The following is a 20,213-nucleotide window of genomic DNA, read 5'->3' as shown; positions in this document are numbered from 1 at the left end:
GGTCAGGCCGCCGCGAAAAGAGTGGCGGCACGCTCGATGAGGGCAGAAGCCGCGTGGGGAGGGTAAGGGGTCCGGGTGCCGTGCCCCCAGACGGGACCGGGCCAGGCCGGATCGGAGCGGAAGCGTCCGATCACATGAACATGAAGCTGCGCGACGATGTTGCCGAGCGCGCCCACATTCACCTTGTCGGGTTTCGAGAGCTCCAGCATCACCCCCGTGGCGATGCGGATCTCCTGCATCAGCTGGGCGGATTGCTCCTCGGACAGGTCCGTCAGCTCGCTCACCCCCGCGATGCGGGGCACTAGGACGAACCAGGGAAAACGTGCGTCGTTCAGCAGCAGAACCGACGAGAGGGCGAGGTCGCCGACCGGGATCGTGTCGGCGTCGAGCCGGGAATCGAGCTGGAATGTCATGAGGCTATGTAACCGAGCCCGCGGCATCCTGTCAGCCTCAGGATTTGTCATCCCGGACGGCGCAGCCGATCCGGGATCGTTTGTAGGATAGGGCGCGGGTCTCCCTCTCCCTGAGGGAGAGGGGTGGGGTGAGGGGTTACAGGTCTTTCCGGGTATGGCGTAACCCCTCACCTGCGCCTGAAGGCGCGACCTCTCCCACTGGGAGAGGTGAAGGGAGCCACACTCCTCCAGCGATCCCGGGTTCTGCTGACGCAGCCCCGGGATGACGGCCTCTGGATAACTGTTTCCAACTTGCGTTTCGGGAACGATGCCCTCATATAGCCGGTGGGAGGTTGGCGAGGGACGTCTCACTCGCCAACCGGGTCAGGTCCGGAAGGAAGCAGCCCTAACGAGACCGAACGGGTCTTCGTCCAGCCTCCCACCGTACAAGTTTCTCCAAAGCCTTGCAGTCGATGGACGATACCACAGCCGGCACGCCCCTGAACGACGAGCCGGCCCTGCCGGGCTTCCCCGCCGCGCCAGCACCGGCGGCGGCTGCTTCCGCAGCGAAGGCCTCGCCCTACCGCGTTCTTGCCCGCAAATACCGCCCGCGCACCTTCGACGACCTGATCGGCCAGGAGGCGATGGTCCGCACCCTCTCGAACGCCTTCGAGACCGGCCGCATCCCGCAGGCCTGGATGCTCACCGGCGTCCGCGGCGTCGGCAAGACCACCACGGCCCGTATCCTGGCCCGCGGCCTCAACTATCAGAAGCCCGACGGCTCCGGCGCTCCGACGGTCCACATGCCGGACCTCGGCGTCCATTGCGAAGCCATCATGGAATCGCGGCACGTGGACGTGCTGGAGATGGACGCGGCGTCGCATACCGGCATCGACGACGTTCGCCAGATCATCGACGGCATCCGCTACTCGCCGGTCTCGGCCCGGTACAAGGTCTACATCATCGACGAGGTCCACATGCTATCGGAGAAGGCGTTCAACGCCTTCCTGAAGACCCTGGAGGAGCCGCCGCCGCACGCGAAGTTCATCTTCGCCACCACCGAAATCCGTAAAGTGCCCGTCACGATCCTGTCCCGCTGCCAGCGCTTCGACCTGCGCCGCATCGAGGCCGACAAGCTCGTGGCTCATCTCGGCCGAATCTGCGATGCCGAAGGCGTGCAGGCCGACCAGGAGGCGCTCGCGGCGATTGCCCGCGCGGCCGAAGGCTCGGCGCGCGATTCCCTGTCGCTGATGGATCAGGCCATTGCGCACGGCGCCGGCGTGGTCACGCCCGACACGGTGCGCGACATGCTCGGGCTCGCCGACCGCAGCCAGGTCATCGATCTGTTCGAGGCCATCATGCGCGGCGCCGTGCCGGCAGCTTTCGAGGGACTGCGCTCGCAATATGATGCCGGTGCGGACCCGGCCGTGATCCTGTCGGACCTCGCGGCCTTCTCGCACATCGTCACCCGCCTCAAGCTCATCGCGGAGGCCGCCAAGGATCCCGCTCTCTCGGAGATCGAGCGCACCCGCGGCATGGACTATGCCGGGAAGCTCTCGGTCCGGACCCTGTCGCGCGCCTGGCAGATCCTGCTCAAGGGCATCCCCGAGGTCCAGGCGTCGAACCGCCCGATCGCGGCTGCCGAGATGGTGCTCGTGCGCTTGGCTTACGCGGCCGACCTGCCGACGCCCGACGAGGCGCTGCGCGCCCTGAAGGACGGCGCTCCGCTCACCCCAGGCGGCCCGGCTCCCGCGCCTTCGCGGCCGTCAGGCCCGGCGACCTCCGGCAATATGGCGCTCGCGACCTCGCAGGCTCAGCCGCAGCCGCGCGCTCAGCCTGCACCGGCAGAGCCGACCATGCGCCTGCGCCGTTTCGAGGACGTGGTGGCGCTCGCCGGTGAGAAGCGCGAGATCGTCCTGAAGGCGGCGCTGGAGCGCGACGTGCGCCTCGTGCGCTTCGAGGAGGGCCGCATCGAGCTCAGCCTCACCGAGACCGGCAGCCGCACCATCGCCAACGATCTCACCCGCGCCCTCCAGCAATGGACCGGCGAGCGCTGGATGGTGGCGCTCTCCTCCGAGGAAGGCGCTCCGACCCTGCACGAAAAGGCGGTCGCGGCCGAACGCGAGCGCAAGGAGGGGGCGGCCAACCATCCGCTTGTGCAGGCGGTGCTCTCGAAATTTCCCGGCGCGCAGATCGTGAACGTGATCGAGCGTGCGGAAAAGACCGGCGAGGACGCGGAAGCCGAGATCCTCGGCGAAGAGGATGCGGCGGCTGCGCACGAGACTGAAGAAGACGACGATCTGTTTTAAATTGAGGATGCGGTCATGAAGGACATCATGGGATTGATGAAGCAGGCTCAGGCGATGCAGCAGAAGCTGCAGGATGCCCAGGCCGAGCTCGACACCCTGGAAGTCGACGGCACCGCCGGCGGCGGCGTCGTGACCGTGAAGGTGACCGGCAAGGGCAGCTTGAAATCGATCAACATCGATTCCTCGCTCATGAACCCGGACGAGAAGGAGATCCTCGAGGATCTCATCGTGGCCGCCATGAACGACGCCCGCGGCAAGGCCGAACGTGCCGCCCAGGAGCGCATGGAAAGCATCACCAAGGGCTTGCCGCTGCCGCCCGGCCTGAAGCTGTTCTGAGACATCAATGGCTCAACACGTTGCCGGACCTGAGATCGAGCGTCTGATCCAGCTGCTTGCCCGTCTGCCGGGCTTGGGCCCGCGTTCTGCACGGCGCGCGGCACTCCATCTCATCAAGAAGCGTGAGACGCTGCTCAACCCGTTGAGCGATGCCATGCGCATCGCCAACGAGCGCATCGTCGTGTGCTCGTCCTGCGGCAATGTGGATACGTCGGAACCCTGCACCATCTGTCGCGATGCCAAGCGCGACCCTTCGATCCTCGTCGTGGTGGAGGACGTGTCCGATCTCTGGGCTCTCGAACGTTCCGGCGCAGTCAACGCCAAGTACCATGTGCTCGGCGGCGTGCTCTCCCCGCTCGACGGCGTGCGTCCCGAGCACCTGAACCTGGAACGCCTCGTCGCCCGCGTGTCGGAGCCCGGCGTCGCCGAGGTCATTCTGGCCCTCAACGCGACTGTCGATGGGCAGACCACGGCTCATTACATCACCGAGCTGCTCGCACATCTGCCCATCAAGGTGACGAAGCTTGCCCACGGCGTGCCGGTCGGCGGCGAGCTCGACTATCTCGACGAGGGTACCCTGTCGGCTGCCATCCGCCAGCGCACCTCGTTCTGAAAAAAAGCCCTGCCCTTCTCACGTCATCACCGGCCTTGTGCCGGTGATCTCGGTATTGTTTTCCTTCGCCCTCATCCTGAGGAGCAGACTGCGTCTGCTCCTCAGGATGAGGTTGGAATAAACGAGACGTGGATGGCCGGGACTGATACCCGGATCAAGGCGGGGGACTGCCATGCCGGCGTAGCTTTCACGCCGGAATGTCGAGCCGGAACACCGTGCCGCCATCGGCCGTCAGGCTGAACTGGCCGCCGAGCTGCTGGGCGAAGGATCGGATGAGCTTCATCCCGAGCGACGACGCATTCTCCGGCACATCCAACACGCCCTTGCCCGTGTCGCGCACGGCGATTGCGATCCGGCCATCGATCCTGTGCGCAGAGACGATGATGCGGCCGCCTTCACCGGGCCCGAAAGCGTGCTTGAACGCATTGGAAATCGCCTCTGTTACGGCGAGCGCCAGCGGAGCGCCGCGGTCGAGATCGATCATGATCGGTTCGGCATCGAGGTCGACGATGATCCCCCGGGCCGCAGCCCCGTAGGTGGCGGACAGTTCGTGAATGAGCCGGCCAAGATAGTCCTGCAGATCGATCGTGCCGCCCGTATCCTTGCGATAAAGAATATCGTGGATCAGCCCGATGGAGCGCAGACGGTCCTGCGTTTCCTGGAACGCTGACCTCACACCCGGATCCTGGAAGCGGCGGGCCTGCATCTGCAGCAGGCTCGATGTAACCTGCAGGTTGTTCTTCACACGATGATGAATTTCCTGCAGCAGCATGACCTTGTCGGACAGCGCGGTCGCAAGGCTTTCGTTCGCGCGCTGCAACTCCTTTTGAGTGGTCTCCGTCTGGTGGCTGAGCCGCACTCCGATCCAGGTGAGCCAGCACAGTGCAATCAGCACGATGGCCGTGATTCCGGCGCTCCAGTAGAAGCCCGTTGTCCAGGCGGCGAGTGCCGTCGTGACCGGCACACTGGCCGTAACGGTGACGGGCCAGCGTTCCAGCCGGCGGAAGGAGATGATCCGCTCGATTCCATCGCCCATATCGCTGGCGCGGTAGGTGCCGCTGCGCTGCCCCTCCATCTCGTTGAAGAGCGCCGTGTGGCTGACGCCCGTGTCCGTCTGGTTCGCCGCGAGGCCGGTGCGTGCAATGACGCGCCCATCTCGGCCCCAGAGGCCGAGAATGATGTTGTCGTCCTCAATGTCAGGCCTTGAGATCTCCTGCAGGAAGGCTGGGCGCAGGGCGACTTGCGCGACTCCGTCGAAATCGCCGTTCAGATCGGGAATGCGTCGGGAATAGGTATAGAGGATTTCCTTGGTGAGCCGTCCCACGATGGCGCCGCCCACGAAGCTTTCAGCTCCGGCCCAGTGGGCCTTGAACCAGGACCGGTCCGCAAAGCCCACCGGCTCCCCCAGCTGCGGGATCGATACTCCAACCACTTTGCCATCCCGGTCGATGATCAGGAACAAATCGCTGGCGGAGGACCTCTGCGTCAATTCGGCGAGGTACTGGCTGGCATCGGTCGTTTCGCTCAAGGCGCCGACACCGCCTCTCAGGCGCACATAGGCAATAATGTCGTTGAGGAGGAGGTCGCTCGTCTCGAGGGTCCGCTTGGCATATTCCTCCATCAGGAGGGCGAGATCCTGCGTTGCAGCCTCGGCGCGATTCAAGGCGCTGCGGTACTCGAGCCACAGGAACGCCCCTCTGATCCCGATCACCGCAACGGCGAAGAGGATCGCCGTAGCATAAAGAACGCTGCGCATGTCGCGGACGGGAATCATACGGCGGGAGCTCAGGTCCAAGGCTGTGGGTGAAACAGGTGCAGACCGGACCCTATGCTAGGCTTTGACTGGGTGTCCACAACATAGATCAGGTGACAGGCCTGAGCGCCGTTGCTAATCAGGCGGCAACGAAACCCTTGCTCCGAGCTGCTCATGTCCACCACCGACCTCGCCCAAACGATCGATGCCGCCTGGGAAGACCGGGCCAATGTCAGCCCCACCACGACGGGCGCCGTGCGCGAGGCCGTGGAAGAGGCCATGAGCCTGCTCGATTCCGGCAAGGCTCGCGTGGCCGAGAAGGGCGCCGGCGGCGAGTGGCAGGTGCATCAATGGCTGAAGAAGGCCGTGCTGCTGTCCTTCCGCCTGAATGACATGGAGGTCATCGGCGGCGGTCCGGGCGAGGCGACCTGGTGGGACAAGGTGCCGTCCAAGTTCGCCGGCTGGGGCGAGAACCGCTTCCGCGCCGCAGGCTTCCGGGCCGTGCCGAACTGCACCGTGCGCCGCGGCGCCTACATCGCGCCCGGCGTGGTGCTGATGCCGTCCTTCGTCAATCTCGGCGCCTATGTGGACGAGAACACCATGGTGGACACCTGGGCGACGGTGGGCTCCTGCGCTCAGATCGGCAAGAACGTGCATCTCTCCGGCGGCGTCGGCATCGGCGGCGTGCTGGAGCCGCTCCAGGCCAATCCCACCATCATCGAGGACAACTGCTTCATCGGCGCTCGCTCCGAGGTGGTGGAAGGCGTGATCGTGGGCGAAGGCTCGGTGCTCTCCATGGGCGTGTTCCTGTCGGCTTCCACCAAGATCGTCGACCGCAACACCGGCGAGGTTTTCGTGGGTCGCGTGCCGCCCTATTCCGTGGTCGTGCCCGGCTCGCTTCCCGGCAAGCCGCTTCCGGACGGCTCTCCCGGTCCGTCTCTCTACTGCGCCGTCATCGTGAAGCGCGTCGATGCCCAGACACGGGCAAAGACGGGGATCAACGAGCTGTTGCGCGACTGATCCGATGGACCATTCCCCCCTCTCCCTCGCCCAGTCCCTCCTGCGCTGCCCCTCCGTGACGCCGGAGGAGGGTGGGGCGCTCGCCTTCATCGGAGGCGTCCTGAAGGAGGCAGGGTTCGTGGTGCACCGGCCGGTCTTCTCCGAGCCCGGCACGCCGGATGTCGAGAACCTTTATGCCCGCTACGGCCAAGGCGAGCCCTACCTGCTCTTTGCCGGTCACACCGATGTCGTGCCGCCGGGCGATGTGGGCCGCTGGACCCATGACCCGTTCAGCGGCGAGATCCATGGCGGCGAGCTCTACGGGCGCGGCGCGGTCGACATGAAGGGCGGCATCGCCTGCATGATGGCGGCAGCGCTCGAATTCATCCGCAACACTCCCGCGTTCAAAGGCTCCATCGGCTTCCTCATCACGGGAGACGAGGAGGGGCCGGCCGTCAACGGCACGGTCAAGCTCCTTGAATGGGCGAAGGGCCGCGGCGAGCGGTTCGACCATTGCATTCTGGGCGAGCCCACAAACCCGAACCAGCTCGGCGACATGATCAAGATCGGCCGGCGCGGCTCGCTGACCGGCCGGGTCGTCGTCGAGGGCAAGCAGGGACACGTGGCCTATCCGCACCTGGCGGACAACCCGATCCCCGGCATGATGCGCCTGCTCTCCGAGCTCCTCAGCGAACCGCTCGATCACGGCACGGAGCATTTCGATGCCTCGAACCTGGAGATGACCACGGTAGACGTGGGCAATCCCGCCTCCAACGTCATCCCGGCCGAGGCGCGGGCCACATTCAACATCCGCTTCAACGATCTTTGGACGCCCCAAAGCCTGGAGCAGGAGATCGACCGCCGCCTGCGCGAGGCTGCCGGCAACACGGTGCGCTACCGCCTCGTGATGGAGCCGACCAACGCCGTCGCGTTCCTGACGCCGCCGAATGCCTTCGTGGGCTTCATCGCCGATGCCATCGAGGCCGAGACCGGTGTCCAGCCGAAACTCTCCACCACCGGCGGCACGTCGGACGCTCGCTTCATTGTGAAGGACTGCCCGGTGGTGGAGTTCGGCCTCGTCGGGCAGACCATGCACCAGATCGACGAGCGGGTGCCGGTGGCCGATCTGGACCGCCTGACAGGGATTTACCGCAAGGTGCTCGACGCCTACTTCGCCGCTGCATCCTGACAGCCCAAGCCTGACTATTTAGACTAAAGTCGGAATTTTGGCGGAACGATTTAGCCATCCGCCCATTCTCGTGAGCAATCGTCTTCATGGATGAGGCTGCTCATGATCGTCACGGCGGATGAGGTCAATCGCTCGTTCAGGGGAACACTGGACCTGCTCAACAGCAGGGTCGAAGGGCTGAAATCCTTCGACATGAGCGAGCGAGGTTTCTGGCGCTCCTTCACGGCGCTCTGGCTGACCCTTCCGGCCTACGTGGTCTCCTTGGCTTTCGAGCGTCTGCGCCTCGGCCTGCTTCAGCCCGACCGAGCCCTGCTGGACAATGTCTGGCTGGATCTCGTCGTGGCCCTCGGCCATGTGGCAGGCTTCCTTGCCTTGCCGGTCGCCATGATCTGGATTGCCCGCTGGCTCCGGCTCGAGAAGGCCTATGTGCCTTTCGTGATCGTCACGAACTGGATCTCCGTCATCGGCATGTTGGTGCTCTCCGTGCCAGCCATGCTCATGCTCCTGGGCTGGGCGCCTCCCGGCCTCGCCAGCCTGTTCAGCCTCGCCTTTGCGATCATCATCGTCCGGCTGCAATGGTTCGCCACCAAGTCGACGCTGGGCCTTACCGGTCTGCCGGCCCTGGGCATCGTCGTGCTCGGCATCGTGCTCAATGCCTTCGTGGGAACGGCGATGCGAGGCCTTCTAGGCTAGCTCCGGGTAGTCGACGCCGATCAGGTAAAGGCCCGTCGATGGAGCCATGGGGCCGCAGCGCTTGCGGTCCTGCGCTTCCAGAGCCGCCCGCACATCCTCCACCGACCAGCGCCCGGCGCCGGCCCGCTCCAGAGTTCCCGTCATCGAGCGCACCTGATGGTGCAGGAACGAGCGGGCCGAGGCATAAATGCGGATCTCGTCGCCGATCCGCTCCACGTCGAGCCGGTCGAGGGTGCGGATCGGGCTATTGGCTTGGCATTCGGCCGCCCGGAACGTGGTGAAGTCGTGCCGCCCGATCAGTGTCTGCGCGGCCTCGTGCATCACCTCCGCATCAAGCGGCCATGCCACGTGCCAGACCCGGTTTGCTTCAAGCGTCGGCGGCGCGCGCCGGTTGAGGATGCGGTAGACGTAATGACGCTTCACGGCGGAGATGCGGGCATTGAACGTCTCGGGCACGATCTGCGCCGACAGGATCGCAACAGGGGCAGGCCTCAGGTGAGAGTTGGTGGCATCGCGCACGGTATCCGGCCGCCACTCCTTCTCCAAATCCACATGCACGACCTGGTGGGTGGCGTGAACGCCTGAATCGGTGCGCCCGGCACAGTGGACGCGCACGGGTGTGCCGGTGAAGCGCGCGATCGCATCTTCGACCGCCTGTTGCACGGAAAGACCGTTCGTCTGATGCTGCCACCCGGTGAATGGCGTGCCGTCGTATTCGACGACAAGCTTGTAGCGAGGCATGTCTAGTTCAGTTCTGCAAAGGCCCTGGCGTAGGATACAGGGCCGTGGGCGCCTTTCCCGTGGTCGGAAAGCGCAAGGGCCTGGAGATAGGGCCCGTCATAGGGCGTTTTCAGCTTTTCCGCCAGCTTCGGATCGAAGCCGAAGCGGCCGTAATAATGCGGTTCGCCAAGAACGACGACCAAGTCGTATCCGTCTTCCGTCAGGCGCATGAGGCTATGCCGGACAAGAGCCGCCGCGATGCCTTGCTTTTGAAACAAGGGGCAGACCGCCAGCGGGGCCAGCACGCATGCCTTGATGGATGGAGTCTCGTGCAAACACAGACGGGAGTAGGCGATATGACCGGCCGGCTCATCCGTATAGGCGGTCACCGACAGGATGAGGTCTTCGTCATCCTGCATACGCCGGACAAGATCGGCCTCGGCCAACTGTCCGAAGGCGGCAGCATAGATAGTGTAGAGTGAAGGCCAGTCGGTAGTCTCCTCCAGACGAACCCTCATGCCGGACCTCACCCAAAGCGGGCGCCCGGACCAAGCCTCACGCCGCGCAGGAATTCCTCGAAAGCCACGGGGCCCTTACCGGCTCTCTGAACCTGGATGAGACGGACAGCCCCGTCGCTACAGGATATTATACCATTATTGTCGAGCAATGTCCCAGGTGAACCTGAGCCTTTTCCCAAGGCGGCGCGCAACACCTTCACACGCTCCTGACCCTTGCCGAAATCCGCCGTGAAATAGGCCCCCGGGAAGGGAGAGAGCCCACGGATGTGGTCGTGCACGGCCTGAGCTGGCTGCGACCAGTCGATCAGGGCATCCTCGTTCTTGAGCTTATGGGCGTAAGTGACGCCCTCCTCAGGCTGTGGCGTGAAGCCCAAGCCCCCCCGCGACAGGGCGGCGAGCGCCCGCACCATGAGGTCCCCGCCGAGCATCATGAGCTTGTCGTGCAGGTCGCCCGCATTCATATCAGGCCCGATCGCCACCTTCTCGACCATGGCGACGGGACCTGTATCGAGGCCCTCTTCCATCTTCATGACGGCGACGCCGGTTTCCTGGTCGCCGGCCATGACGGCGCGCTGGATCGGCGCCGCGCCGCGCCATCGGGGGAGCAGGGAGGCGTGAAGGTTGAGGCAGCCGAGCTCCGGCGCCTCGAGAATAGCTTTCGGCAGCAGCATGCCGTAGGCCACCACCACCGCCACATCGGCGTCATGGCTGCGGAAGATCTCCGCAGCCTCGTCGGTGCGCAGGGTCTTGGGCGTGAACACGGGAATCCCGAACCGATCCGCCATATTGTGGACCGGGGAGGGCTTCAACTCCATGCCACGCCCGGCGGCAGCCGGCGGGCGGGTGTAGACGGCCACCACCTCGTGGCCCTGGCCGACGATCTCGGACAGCGTGGGCACGGCGAAATCCGGAGTGCCCATGAAGACGACGCGCAGGCTCATGCGCCGGCCTCGCGCTTGGCCGCCTTCTTGAACTTGGTCATGACCCTGTCGCGCTTGAGCTTCGACAGGTAGTCGATGAACAGGACTCCGTTGAGATGATCGATCTCGTGCTGGACGCAGGTGGCCAGCAGTCCGTCCGCGTCCTGCTCGATGGTCTCGCCCTTCAGGTCCATGTAGCGGAAGCGCACCCGGTCAGGCCGCTCAACCTCCTCGTAATATTCGGGAATCGAGAGGCAGCCCTCCTCGTAGACCCGTTTCTCCTCCGAGGCCCAGACGATTTCGGGGTTAATGAGCACCATCGGCTCGCGCTCGCCCTCGGATTTCGACACGTCCATGGTCACCATGCGGACCGGCACGCCGATCTGGATGGCGGCGAGGCCGACGCCGGGGGCGTCGTACATGGTTTCCAGCATGTCGTCCGCCAACCTGCGGATCTCGCCCGTGATTTCCTGAACGGGCTCGGAAACCAGGCGGAGCTTGGAATCGGGGATAATAACGAGAGGTCTGATGGTCATGATCGCGGGAGATAAGTGCTTGAGCGAGGATGGTCAAATCGTTCGTCTTATGTTCGGATGCATCCGTCAACCGGAACCTTGAGCTTCATGAACGATGTCGTGCTGATCCTCGGCTAAACCTCCATAACCTGGGGCCAGGCTGTCATGGGGATGGCTGGCCTGAGTCTCATGATGCTTCTCCTCGTCACCATGCAGCTCCTGCGCACCCGCCGGGATCGGGCCATGGAAGCGATGATCGCCGACGAGCGGGCGCGGGAGATGGATGACAAGGTGGCGGAGCTCACCCGGATCCAATCTGAGATGACCGGCCGGATGCGGACCATGGCGGAGGTGTTCGGATCCCGCCAGAGCGACTTCGTGCGCATGATCTCGGAGCGGATCGACGGGCTGCAGCACCGGGTCGGCCAGGGGCTGGAATCCTCCACGCGCCACCAATCGGAAAACCTGTCCAAGCTGAACGAGCGCCTTGCGGTCATCGACGCGGCGCAGCAGAACCTGACGAACCTCACGGGCGAGATCGTGGGGTTGAAGGACATCCTGTCCAACAAGCAGACCCGCGGCGCCTACGGCCAGGGGCGCATGGAGGCAATCGTTCGCGACGGGCTGCCCGTGGGCGCGTTCGAGTTCCAGGCAACGCTCTCCAACCGCACACGCCCGGATTGCCTCGTACGCCTGCCGGGCGACGAGCGCGGGCTCGTGATCGACGCCAAATTCCCGCTGGAGGGCTTTACCCTGTTCCGCGAGGCCAAGGGTGACGAGGCGCGCAGCCGTGCAGCCGCAAAGGTCCGCAGCGACATGCTCGTCCATGTGAAGGACATCGCGGAAAAGTACCTGATCCCCGGCGAGACGCAGGACATCGCCATGCTGTTCGTGCCGGCGGAGTCGATCTACGCCGATCTCGCCGAGCATTTCGACGAGGTGGTGCAGAAGGCCCATCGCGCCCGCATTGTCATCGTCTCGCCGTCCCTCCTGACGCTCGCCATCCAGGTCATGCAGGCGCTCGTGCGCGATGCCCGCATCCGGGAGGAGGCGCGGGTGATCCAGGTCGAGGTGCAGAAACTCCTGGAAGACGTGGAACGGCTCGATTCCCGCGTGGCGAAGCTCGATGCCCATTTCCGGCAGGCGCAGGACGACGTGTCCCAGATCCGCGTTTCGACTGACAAGATCGTGAAGCGCGGCGAGAGGATCGAGGCCCTCGAGTTCGACGAGGGGGAGGCGGAGGCCCGGGCCGAGCTCCTGCGTCTCCAGGGCCGCAATCTTCGGGCGGTGGACTAGGAACCGCCTTTCGCCCGCGACGTTCTCCCCAAGCTGCACGACGCGCCAAGCGAATGAGGGCGCTCGCATGCTGGCATGTCTCAAAACTCGGGAAGGATTGCGCTATGGGCCTTTTGTCAAAGGACATCAAGTCGTTGGATGACCTCTTCATCCATACCCTGCAGGATATCTACTACGCCGAGCAGCAGATCACGAAGGCGCTGCCGCAGATGATCGAACAGGTTACCGATCCGCAGCTGAAACAGGCCTTCCAGACCCATCTCGGCGAGACCCAGCAGCAGATCCAGATGGTCGAGCAGGTCTTCCGCATGCATGGCCATGATCCCAAGGGTGTGACCTGCCCGGCCATCGATGGCATCATCGACGAAGCGCAGGAGATCTCCGGCGAGATCGCCGATCCGCAGGTTCTCGACGCCGCGCTGCTCGCCGCCGCTCAGGCCGTGGAACACTACGAGATCACCCGCTACGGCACGCTCGTGGCCTGGGCCAAGCAGCTCGGTCGCGACGACTGCGCCGGCGTCCTGCACCAGATCCTGGATCAGGAAAAGGCAACCGACCAGAAGCTCAATCGGATTGCCGAGAGCAAGATCAACACGCAGGCTGCGTAAGCCTCTCGCCCGTCAGATGCGAACATGGCCTCCGAAAGGAGGCCATTTTTGTTGGGGAGCTGTTACTTGGATTTTGCCGGCAACGCGTAAGCGCGCAGGAAATCCGCCAGATCGTTGGTGATGTAGTCGATATCCGGCGTCTTGACGGCTTCCTGCTCGAAGCTCTCCCGGAAGGGATCGAGGGTCTTCGGTACGATCAGTGTGGTCGTCATGCCGAGCTCGTGCGGCACGGTCAGGTTCTTGGCGATGTCCTCAAACATGGCCGAGCGGGAGGGCTCCACCCCGTGCCGGTCGAGGAAGATTTCGTAAGCACGACGGTCCGGTTTGGGCACGAAATTGGAGGCGGCGATGTCGAACACATCCTCGAAATGGTCGAGGATGCCGATCTTCCTCGCCACATTTTCCGCGTGCTTGCGCGAGCCGTTGGTGAGGATGAGCTTGCGGCCGGGCAACTGCTCGATCGCCTCGCCCAGGCTGTGGTTCAGCTCGATATCCGTGTGGTCGATGTCATGGGCGAAGTCGAGGAAGTCGTGCGGATCGATGTCGTACTCGTCGACCAACGCCTTCAGGGTCGTGCCGTATTTGTGATAGAAGAACTTCTGCAGCGCCTGCGCGGACAGCCCGTCGAGCCCGAAGAGCTCGCTGATGTAGAGGGTGATGCGCTGGTCGATCTGCGGCCAGACCCGCGAGGTGTGCGGATAGAGGGTGTTGTCCAGGTCGAAAACCCACGTCTCCACATGCGAGAAGGGACGGGACTCGGCGGAGGACAGGTGGCTCTCGATGGCTGGTTTGGCGTTCATGGATTCCAAAGACGACAGTGGGGCCGTGCGGCCCCACTGCTGTAAATATAAGCGCTCTCTGCCACTTCGGAAAGAGTCACCCTTATCCGCGGCGGATCAGCGTGCCGGCACCGTGGTCCGTGAACAGCTCCAGCAGCACCGCATGGGGCACCTTGCCGTCGAGGATGACCACCGCCTCCACGCCCCGTTCCAGGGCATAGATGCACGTCTCGATCTTCGGGATCATGCCGTCCGTGATGGTGCCGTCCGCGATGAGACGGCGGCAATCCTCGATGGTCATCTCGGGGATGAGGTTCTTGTTCTTGTCGAGAACACCCGGAACGTCGGTGAGCAGGAGGAGGCGCTTGGCCGTGAGCGCGCCCGCAATGGCGCCGGCAAAGGTGTCGGCATTGACGTTGTAGGTCTGGCCGTCCTGGCCGATCGCCACCGGAGCCAGGACCGGGATCAACTCGGCCTGAAGCACCTGGTCCAGAACCTCCCGGTTCACCTGCTCGGGCTCGCCGACGAAGCCGAGATCCACCACCTTCTCAATGTTGGAATCGGGGTCGATGGCGGTGCGGGTCACTTTCCGGGCCATGACCATGTTGCCGTCCTTGCCGGACAGGCCGACGGCCTTGCCGCCCTCGGCGCCGATCCAGCCGACGATCTGCTTGTTGATGGAGCCCGCAAGCACCATCTCGACCACCTCGACGGTGGCCGCATCCGTGACGCGAAGCCCGCCCTTGAACTCGGACTTGATGCCGAGCTTCTCAAGCATTTTCCCGATCTGCGGCCCGCCGCCATGGACGACCACGGGCTTGATGCCCGCCTGTTCGAGGAGAACCACGTCCTCGGCGAAATCCTCGGCGGCTGCCCGGTCGCCCATGGCGTGGCCGCCATACTTGATGACGACCATCTGCTGGTCATAGCGCTGCATGTGCGGCAGGGCCTGCACAAGCACCTCGGCCTGCACATGGACGTCGGGAAGAGGCGTGGACGGATCGGACATGAGCGGCTCCGGCGCGGTCAACAGGATCGGACGGCCTGCCTTCTAGAGCATCGGACCCAAAAGTGGAATGCACTTTTGGGATCAATCCGATGCTCCCGCCCTCAAGTGGCGCTGCTGCAAACAGGGACTTCAGGCTCTCACGCGGAGAAGGGCGGAGATACCCACCAGCAACCACCCGACCATCAGGACGATGCCTCCCGCAGGCGCTGCCCTTGGAAACAGCGCCACGCCTGAGAACGCGCGGCGGGAGAGGTCGCCGCAGAACAGGATGAGCCCGAGCACCAGCACGTAGCCGGCGATCTGTGCCAGCATCGGGTTCACGACCCCAGCGGCGATCAGAGCCACGAGGGCCAGCAGGGCAGGGGCGTGGAAGAGCAGGAACTGCGCCGCCGTGGTGAGGTTGCCGCCCGTGATATGAGCAGCGGCGGCCGAGAGGCCGACGCCCAGGAGGCCTGACAGGGAGGCCAGGACAACAAGGATCCTGAGGCCGAGGCTCATCCGGCGCCCCGCTCGCTCAGGAGCTTGGCGATGCCGGCGCGCAGCTCCGGCATGCCGAAGCCGGTGCGGCTGGACGTGGGCAGGATCTCCGGGAAAGCGGCCGCCCGTTTCTGGATCTTCTTCAGGGTGTCGTCCATGCGCTTCTCGAGCTCGCCCGGCTTCAGCTCGTCCGCCTTGGTGAGCACGACCTGATAGGAGACGGCGGCCGTGCCGAGGGTCTCCAGCACCGCCTCGTCCACCGGCTTGATGCCGTGGCGGGCGTCGATCAGCACATAGACGCGGGCGAGGCTCGCCCGGCCGCGCAGGTAATCGTGGATCAGCTGCGTCCAGGCCTGCACCTTCTGCTTCTCGACGGCGGCAAAGCCGTAGCCCGGCATGTCGACGAGGTGGAAGCGGTCGTTGATATTGAAGAAGTTGAGCTGCTGGGTGCGGCCCGGCGTATGCGAGGTGCGGGCCAGGGTGTTGCGCCCGGTGAGGGCGTTGACGAGGCTCGACTTGCCCACATTGGAGCGCCCGGCGAAGGCGATCTCCACCTTGCTCATGGGCGGCAGGTTGTTCAGGGCGTTGGCGGCCCAGATGAAATCCGCCTCGCCGGCGAAGAGCTTGCGGCCGATCTCGAGGAAGGGATCGACGTCCTGGTTCGGGGGGATTGTCTCGGTCATGGGGCTCTTATCGGCGCTCAGAGCGCTTTCTTCAAGACGCCGGGCTGATTTCCTGCTCACAGCCAGAAGGGATCTGCTTTCGCGAGCACCCTTAGAGAGGCTTCGCTCTTGTCGAGAAGCTTTTCCCGCTGCCTCTCCAGGCGCTTGGGCGAGACCTCGGGGAGGTACATGGCAAGGGAGCCGCCCACCGCGAGATCGTTCAAGTCGCCCAGGTGTTCCTGAAGCTCCGCCAGAAGGGAGGAGAACGTCTTGCGGCGCTTACTTGCCTTGGCGGAGGTGAAAAGCGAAGCGAAGAACTCGGTGCCGTAGCGCAGCTTCTTGATGCGAATCCGGAGTTCGTGGCGCTCCTCATCACCGACGTCCCTCAGGTGCTTGGCAAGCTTGCGGATTCGCTTGAAGCGGCGCGAGAGCTCGGCTGCCGCGAAATCCCGGGCAGGGCGCTCGCGGACGGATTTCCGCCCTTTCTCACCGGATGCCATCCAGGCTCCGGCCTCGATCCAGGCAGCCGTCTGAAGGATCACGTCCATAAAGCGGTGGGACTCCAGGGTTTCCAGCAGGTTTCTGTAGGCTTCCGTCCGGCGCCGCTCGATCTCCTCCATGTGCGACGGGTCTGGCACGGCATCATCCATGGAGCGCAGCCGCTCGATGAACACGTCGAGGTCCCTGGCTGCGCCCAGGGCCTGCCCAGCCCAGCGGAGATTGCTGCGGATCTCGGCGCTCTCGGAGTCGCTCAGCAACTGAGACCTGAACAGGGAAATGGCGGCTCTCAGGCGCCGCAGGCCGACGCGCATCTGGTGCAGGGCGTCCGGCTCCTGCGTGAGCCGCACCAAGGCTTCGTTCTCGACCATCTGGGCGAGGCAGGATCGGGCGATGACCTGAAAGGTTTCGGCGCAGGTTGCATCCTTCGGCAGCTTGATCTTCCCGGCCCGCACGGGGCGAAGGACTTCTTCGTCCAGGAGGCGGTACCCGCGTTCGGATTTCGCCACCGTCGAGAGCCTCAAGGGAGCCGCCTCGCTCAAACGCCGGGCCAGCGCGAAGAGCGCGCCCGCTTTGCCCTGCCGCAGCTCTAGCTCGATTTCCGAGAAGGTGATGGTTCTATCGCCACCAGAGGCTTTGGCGCAGTCGAGGGCCACTTCGATCACGGCACCGTCGAACTTGGCCTCGAAGGCTCTCCGATCCGTTTCGACGCTGAAAGCTGGCTTGATGCCCACTCGCATAGTTTTATCCGCGATGAGCTTTCCAAGAGGGGTTCCGCACGCGGCGGCCAGGTCGAGTTCGCCATCGACCGGCGTTTCCCACTCGCCGCGATCCATGGCGATGCCTTTGTGCGGGCCTTCGGCCTTAATGGTCTGGATGGCTTTGCCGTTCCGGCGGCGGATGCGCAGGCTGATGCCCTCGCGGTGCAGGGCATGATCGTCCGTGTCGAAATAGACCGCATGTAGCTGACCGCTCTGCTTGGGCAGCGGCTGCGCCTTGTTGAGGAGAGGATGCGTGAGCAGGTCCTCGGCTGTGCCGGAGGCGAGTTCCAGCTTCAGCTCGATCTCGCGGGGCACGTCGGATACCCCTTGCTGCTTCGATCTTCCCTTGGACCCGCTCATTGTCCGTCACCGCATTGCATCGACGATTGATATAGATGTGGGACGGCTCGAAGAAATGACGGCGCTCGCCACCGGCAAAAGAAAATCCCCGGGACAGGGCCCGGGGATGGTCAGTTCTGGTCTGGCGCCGTTCAGCCCTTGGCGGGGCTGGCCTTGCGGTTGAAGGTCTTGCGCAGGTTGTCCCATAACTCGATCTTCACGCCGTTCTTGCGCATGATGAAGGCTTGCTGCGACACGGAGAGCAGGTTGTTCCAGGCCCAGTAGATCACGAGGCCGGCCGGGAAGGAGCCGAGCATGAAGGTGAAGATCACCGGCATCCAGGCAAAAACCTGCTTCTGGACCGGGTCCGGCGGCTCCGGGTTCATCTTCATCTGCAGCCACATGGTGATGCCCATGATGATCGGCCACACGCCGAGCATCAGGAACGGGCCCAGCACCGGCACCGCGCCCGGGTTGTAGGGCAGCAGCCCGAACAGGTTGAAGATCGACGTCGGATCCGGGGCCGCGAGGTCGCGGATCCAGCCGAAGAACGGCGCGTGGCGCATTTCGATGGTGACGAAGAGCACCTTGTAGAGCGCGAAGAACACCGGGATCTGGATCAGCACCGGCCAGCAGCCCGCGACCGGATTGATCTTCTCCTTGCGGTAGAGCTCCATCAGCGCCTGTTGCTGCTTCATCTTGTCGTCCGCATAGCGCTCGCGGATCGAGGTCATCTCCGGCTGTACTGCCTTCATCTTTGCCATGGAGGCATAGGACTTGTTGGCAAGCGGGAAGAACAGGATCTTCAGCAGCACCGTGACGATCAGGATCGCGACGCCGAAATTGCCGAACAGGCGGAAGAAGAAGTCTAGCACCTTAAAGAGCGGCTTCGTGATGAAGTAGAACCAGCCCCAGTCGATCAGGAGATCGAAGTTCTTGATGCCGAAGGCTTCATGATACTGGTCGACGGTGGCAACCTCCTTGGCACCCGCGAATAGGCGCTGCGTCACCTCCGTGGTGGCGCCGGGCTGAAGCGTCTGCGCCGTCCCGAGCATGTTGGCCTGATAGATCTGGCCCGTCGGGCCCTGGCGCATGGTGAAGGAGCCCTGGTAGGGCTGCGCCTGGTCCGGGATGACCGCCGCGGCCCAGTACTTGTCGGTGATGCCGACGAAGCCGCCGTTCACTTCATCCCACACCTCGCCCACGGTGTTCTGGCCGGCGGGAACCGGCTCTTCCTTGGCGATGGCGTCGTAGGTGTATTCCTGCAGGCCCTTGTCGCCGAGGACGCCGATCAGGCCTTCATGGAGAACGTAATAGCCGAGCGTCGTCGGTTTCCCATGACGGGAGACGAGGCCGTAGGGGTGCAGGGTCGCCGGCGCGGAACCGCGATTCTCGACAGCGTTCTTCACGGTGAACATGGACTTGTCGTCCACGGAAATCGTGCGCCGGAAGATCAGGCCCTGGCCGTTGTCCCAGGTGAGCGTCACCGGGGTGGACGCGTTAAGCGTTGTGCGATCGGCGGTCCAGACGGTCTCGGCCGTCGGCAGGGCGCCGTTCTGCGCTCCGACCCAGCCGAAATCCGCGTAATACGGGTTCTGGGTGCCGGCGGGCGACAGCAGCACGATGTTCGGGCTACGCGGATCGACCGTCTCACGGTAGTTCTTGAGCGACACGTCGTCGATGCGACCGCCGCGCAGGTTGATCGAGCCGGCGATGGCGGGGGTATCGATGGTCACGCGCGGCGAGCGGGCGAGCGCTGCCTCACGGGTCTCGACCGCGGGTGCCACCGGGGTGCTGGGCACCGTGCCCGGCACGGTGGGAGCAGCACCTCCGGCCTGGCTCGGGCTGGCCGGCGGGTTCGGCGCGTTGGGATTGACCTGCGTGGATTGCTGCTGCTGGGCCGCCTGGCGCTGCCTTTCGGCCTCCGGGGCCGCGAAGAAGTATTGCCAGCCTAGCAGGACCGCCATCGACAGCACGATGGCGACGATGAGGTTTTTGTTGTCATCACGCATGGGATTGTCCGCGACGCTCGCCGTTGGAGGGAGGTGAGGAGGAAGAACGCTCTGCGGGAGAGGCGCCTTTCGGCTTGGTGACCGCCCGCAATGCGCGCCGAAGATCGTCGATGAGCACGTCGAAATCGGCGGAGAGAATGTCTCGCCGTCCGATGACGACGACATCCGCATCGAGGGTTGCGTAGTCCTGACCTGCCGTGGGGATGGCGGCCCGGAGCCTGCGCTTGATGCGGTTGCGCTCGGTGGCGTGGCCGACCCGCTTCGTGACCGTGAGGCCGAAGCGCAGGCCGAGGCCGGAACCTTCGCGAAGGCGGGCCTGAACCGTCATCCGCTCGGTATGAAAGCGGCGGCCGGAGGCCGCCGCGACGAAGTCAGGTCTTTTCGTCAGACGCCCGAGGCTAGACGTTGCGCGATGGTCGCGCATCGGGCTGTCCTTGACGGCGCTTACGCGGACAGGCGCTTGCGGCCATGGGCGCGGCGAGCGGCAATGACCTTGCGGCCACCCTTGGTCGCCATGCGCGCACGGAAGCCGTGGCGGCGCTTGCGAACCAGTTTGCTCGGTTGATACGTCCTCTTCACGGCACTTCTCCGGTCGAATGGGGCAGCGGTGCTCGAAGGCTCGCGCCCGTCTGGTTGGGAAGGGGTTTCCCCCGAAACTGTCTCGAAAAAACGATCAGCGCCCAAGAAGAGCGCTGTCAGCTTGCGGGCTTATGAAGGAATGGTGGGGCAAAGTCAACGCCGCTTCGGCCTTCATGCGGCAATCCGGCCCTCCCTCACCAAGCTGTGACGGGCCTGTAGGCTTGACCTTATCGGGC

At 64.4% G+C, this 20,213-nt stretch carries 22 protein-coding genes and 1 other RNA gene; 9 read left to right on the top strand and 14 right to left on the bottom strand.

Going from position 1 to position 20,213, the window contains the following annotated elements; all coding sequences use genetic code 11:
• Window positions 1-2: 2 nt before the first annotated feature.
• Window positions 3-413 carry an HIT domain-containing protein gene (locus IC232_RS00980; protein WP_190843012.1) on the bottom strand — a complete coding sequence of 137 codons (411 nt, stop codon included), beginning with the start codon at window positions 411-413 and terminating at the stop codon, window positions 3-5.
• A gap of 325 nt (window positions 414-738) precedes the next feature.
• On the opposite strand from IC232_RS00980, the gene ffs reads away from it, so the two are divergent.
• The 4 genes from ffs to recR all read left to right on the top strand — a co-directional run bounded on the left by ffs (window position 739) and on the right by recR (window position 3,650).
• Window positions 739-837: signal recognition particle sRNA small type (ffs, locus tag IC232_RS00975), an RNA gene on the top strand.
• A 28-nt stretch (window positions 838-865) separates the two neighbouring features.
• Window positions 866-2,701 carry a DNA polymerase III subunit gamma/tau gene (locus IC232_RS00970; protein ID WP_190843010.1) on the top strand — a complete coding sequence of 612 codons (1,836 nt, stop codon included), beginning with the start codon at window positions 866-868 and terminating at the stop codon, window positions 2,699-2,701.
• Between the two features lie 15 nt (window positions 2,702-2,716).
• Entirely contained in the window at window positions 2,717-3,037 is a 321-nt protein-coding gene (locus tag IC232_RS00965; protein ID WP_190843007.1) for a YbaB/EbfC family nucleoid-associated protein, read from the top strand.
• A 7-nt stretch (window positions 3,038-3,044) separates the two neighbouring features.
• On the top strand, window positions 3,045-3,650 hold the full coding sequence (recR, locus tag IC232_RS00960; RefSeq protein ID WP_190843004.1) for a recombination mediator RecR: 606 nt from the start codon (window positions 3,045-3,047) through the stop codon (window positions 3,648-3,650).
• Between the two features lie 187 nt (window positions 3,651-3,837).
• Here the strand turns inward: recR and IC232_RS00955 are convergent, their stop codons facing one another.
• The gene (locus IC232_RS00955) at window positions 3,838-5,424 is read right to left on the bottom strand and encodes a sensor histidine kinase (RefSeq protein ID WP_190843002.1); all 1,587 of its coding nucleotides are present in this window, start codon (window positions 5,422-5,424) and stop codon (window positions 3,838-3,840) included.
• A 153-nt stretch (window positions 5,425-5,577) separates the two neighbouring features.
• Here IC232_RS00955 and dapD point away from each other — a divergent pair, with 153 nt between their 5' ends.
• From dapD to IC232_RS00940, 3 genes are all read left to right on the top strand, one after another.
• The gene (gene dapD / locus IC232_RS00950) at window positions 5,578-6,423 is read left to right on the top strand and encodes a 2,3,4,5-tetrahydropyridine-2,6-dicarboxylate N-succinyltransferase (protein WP_190843000.1); all 846 of its coding nucleotides are present in this window, start codon (window positions 5,578-5,580) and stop codon (window positions 6,421-6,423) included.
• A gap of 4 nt (window positions 6,424-6,427) precedes the next feature.
• Window positions 6,428-7,591, top strand: coding sequence for a succinyl-diaminopimelate desuccinylase (dapE, locus tag IC232_RS00945; protein WP_190842998.1), 1,164 nt, complete (start codon window positions 6,428-6,430; stop codon window positions 7,589-7,591).
• Window positions 7,592-7,693: 102 nt separating this feature from the next.
• Window positions 7,694-8,284: a hypothetical protein gene (locus IC232_RS00940; RefSeq protein ID WP_190842996.1), complete on the top strand. Its 591-nt coding sequence runs from the start codon at window positions 7,694-7,696 to the stop codon at window positions 8,282-8,284.
• Here the strand turns inward: IC232_RS00940 and truA are convergent.
• From truA to def, 4 genes are read right to left on the bottom strand one after another with little or no spacing between them, the layout of a single operon-like run.
• Window positions 8,276-9,025 (bottom strand): tRNA pseudouridine(38-40) synthase TruA, encoded by a 750-nt coding sequence (truA, locus tag IC232_RS00935; RefSeq protein WP_190842993.1) that lies wholly within the window; start codon window positions 9,023-9,025, stop codon window positions 8,276-8,278. The genes IC232_RS00940 and truA overlap by 9 nt on opposite strands.
• 2 nt (window positions 9,026-9,027) lie before the next feature.
• Window positions 9,028-9,522, bottom strand: a complete 495-nt coding sequence (locus IC232_RS00930) for a GNAT family N-acetyltransferase (protein WP_190842991.1) — start codon at window positions 9,520-9,522, stop codon at window positions 9,028-9,030.
• An 8-nt stretch (window positions 9,523-9,530) separates the two neighbouring features.
• A complete protein-coding gene (gene fmt / locus IC232_RS00925) occupies window positions 9,531-10,463 on the bottom strand; it encodes a methionyl-tRNA formyltransferase (RefSeq protein ID WP_190842988.1) in 933 nt (310 codons plus the stop codon).
• Window positions 10,460-10,978, bottom strand: coding sequence for a peptide deformylase (gene def / locus IC232_RS00920; RefSeq protein ID WP_190842986.1), 519 nt, complete (start codon window positions 10,976-10,978; stop codon window positions 10,460-10,462). Before def ends, fmt begins: the two co-directional genes overlap by 4 nt.
• A 144-nt stretch (window positions 10,979-11,122) precedes the next feature.
• Here def and IC232_RS00915 point away from each other — a divergent pair, with 144 nt between their 5' ends.
• On the top strand, window positions 11,123-12,253 hold the full coding sequence (locus IC232_RS00915) for a DNA recombination protein RmuC (protein WP_409564829.1): 1,131 nt from the start codon (window positions 11,123-11,125) through the stop codon (window positions 12,251-12,253).
• A 104-nt stretch (window positions 12,254-12,357) separates the two neighbouring features.
• Window positions 12,358-12,861: a ferritin-like domain-containing protein gene (locus tag IC232_RS00910; protein WP_190842984.1), complete on the top strand. Its 504-nt coding sequence runs from the start codon at window positions 12,358-12,360 to the stop codon at window positions 12,859-12,861.
• Between the two features lie 62 nt (window positions 12,862-12,923).
• On the opposite strand, the gene IC232_RS00905 is transcribed toward IC232_RS00910, so the two are convergent.
• The 8 genes from IC232_RS00905 to rpmH all read right to left on the bottom strand — a co-directional run bounded on the left by IC232_RS00905 (window position 12,924) and on the right by rpmH (window position 19,977).
• Window positions 12,924-13,661 carry a pyrimidine 5'-nucleotidase gene (locus tag IC232_RS00905; protein WP_190842981.1) on the bottom strand — a complete coding sequence of 246 codons (738 nt, stop codon included), beginning with the start codon at window positions 13,659-13,661 and terminating at the stop codon, window positions 12,924-12,926.
• A gap of 82 nt (window positions 13,662-13,743) precedes the next feature.
• Window positions 13,744-14,649: an acetylglutamate kinase gene (gene argB / locus IC232_RS00900; protein WP_190842979.1), complete on the bottom strand. Its 906-nt coding sequence runs from the start codon at window positions 14,647-14,649 to the stop codon at window positions 13,744-13,746.
• Between the two features lie 129 nt (window positions 14,650-14,778).
• Window positions 14,779-15,147, bottom strand: coding sequence for a DUF423 domain-containing protein (locus IC232_RS00895; RefSeq protein ID WP_190842977.1), 369 nt, complete (start codon window positions 15,145-15,147; stop codon window positions 14,779-14,781).
• Window positions 15,144-15,809 carry a ribosome biogenesis GTP-binding protein YihA/YsxC gene (gene yihA / locus IC232_RS00890; RefSeq protein WP_190842975.1) on the bottom strand — a complete coding sequence of 222 codons (666 nt, stop codon included), beginning with the start codon at window positions 15,807-15,809 and terminating at the stop codon, window positions 15,144-15,146. The genes IC232_RS00895 and yihA overlap by 4 nt, the downstream gene beginning before the upstream one ends.
• 56 nt (window positions 15,810-15,865) lie before the next feature.
• Window positions 15,866-17,362: a CYTH and CHAD domain-containing protein gene (locus IC232_RS00885; RefSeq protein ID WP_190842972.1), complete on the bottom strand. Its 1,497-nt coding sequence runs from the start codon at window positions 17,360-17,362 to the stop codon at window positions 15,866-15,868.
• A gap of 176 nt (window positions 17,363-17,538) precedes the next feature.
• Window positions 17,539-19,398, bottom strand: a complete 1,860-nt coding sequence (gene yidC / locus IC232_RS00880; protein ID WP_190842970.1) for a membrane protein insertase YidC — start codon at window positions 19,396-19,398, stop codon at window positions 17,539-17,541.
• Window positions 19,391-19,822, bottom strand: a complete 432-nt coding sequence (gene rnpA, locus IC232_RS00875) for a ribonuclease P protein component (RefSeq protein ID WP_190842967.1) — start codon at window positions 19,820-19,822, stop codon at window positions 19,391-19,393. Before rnpA ends, yidC begins: the two co-directional genes overlap by 8 nt.
• A 20-nt stretch (window positions 19,823-19,842) precedes the next feature.
• A complete protein-coding gene (gene rpmH / locus IC232_RS00870; RefSeq protein ID WP_027314822.1) occupies window positions 19,843-19,977 on the bottom strand; it encodes a 50S ribosomal protein L34 in 135 nt (44 codons plus the stop codon).
• Window positions 19,978-20,213 lie beyond the last annotated feature (236 nt).

It is taken from the genome of Microvirga sp., assembly GCF_014699075.1.
Classification (GTDB): domain Bacteria; phylum Pseudomonadota; class Alphaproteobacteria; order Rhizobiales; family Beijerinckiaceae; genus Microvirga.
This window is presented reverse-complemented; position numbering and strand designations above follow the sequence as displayed.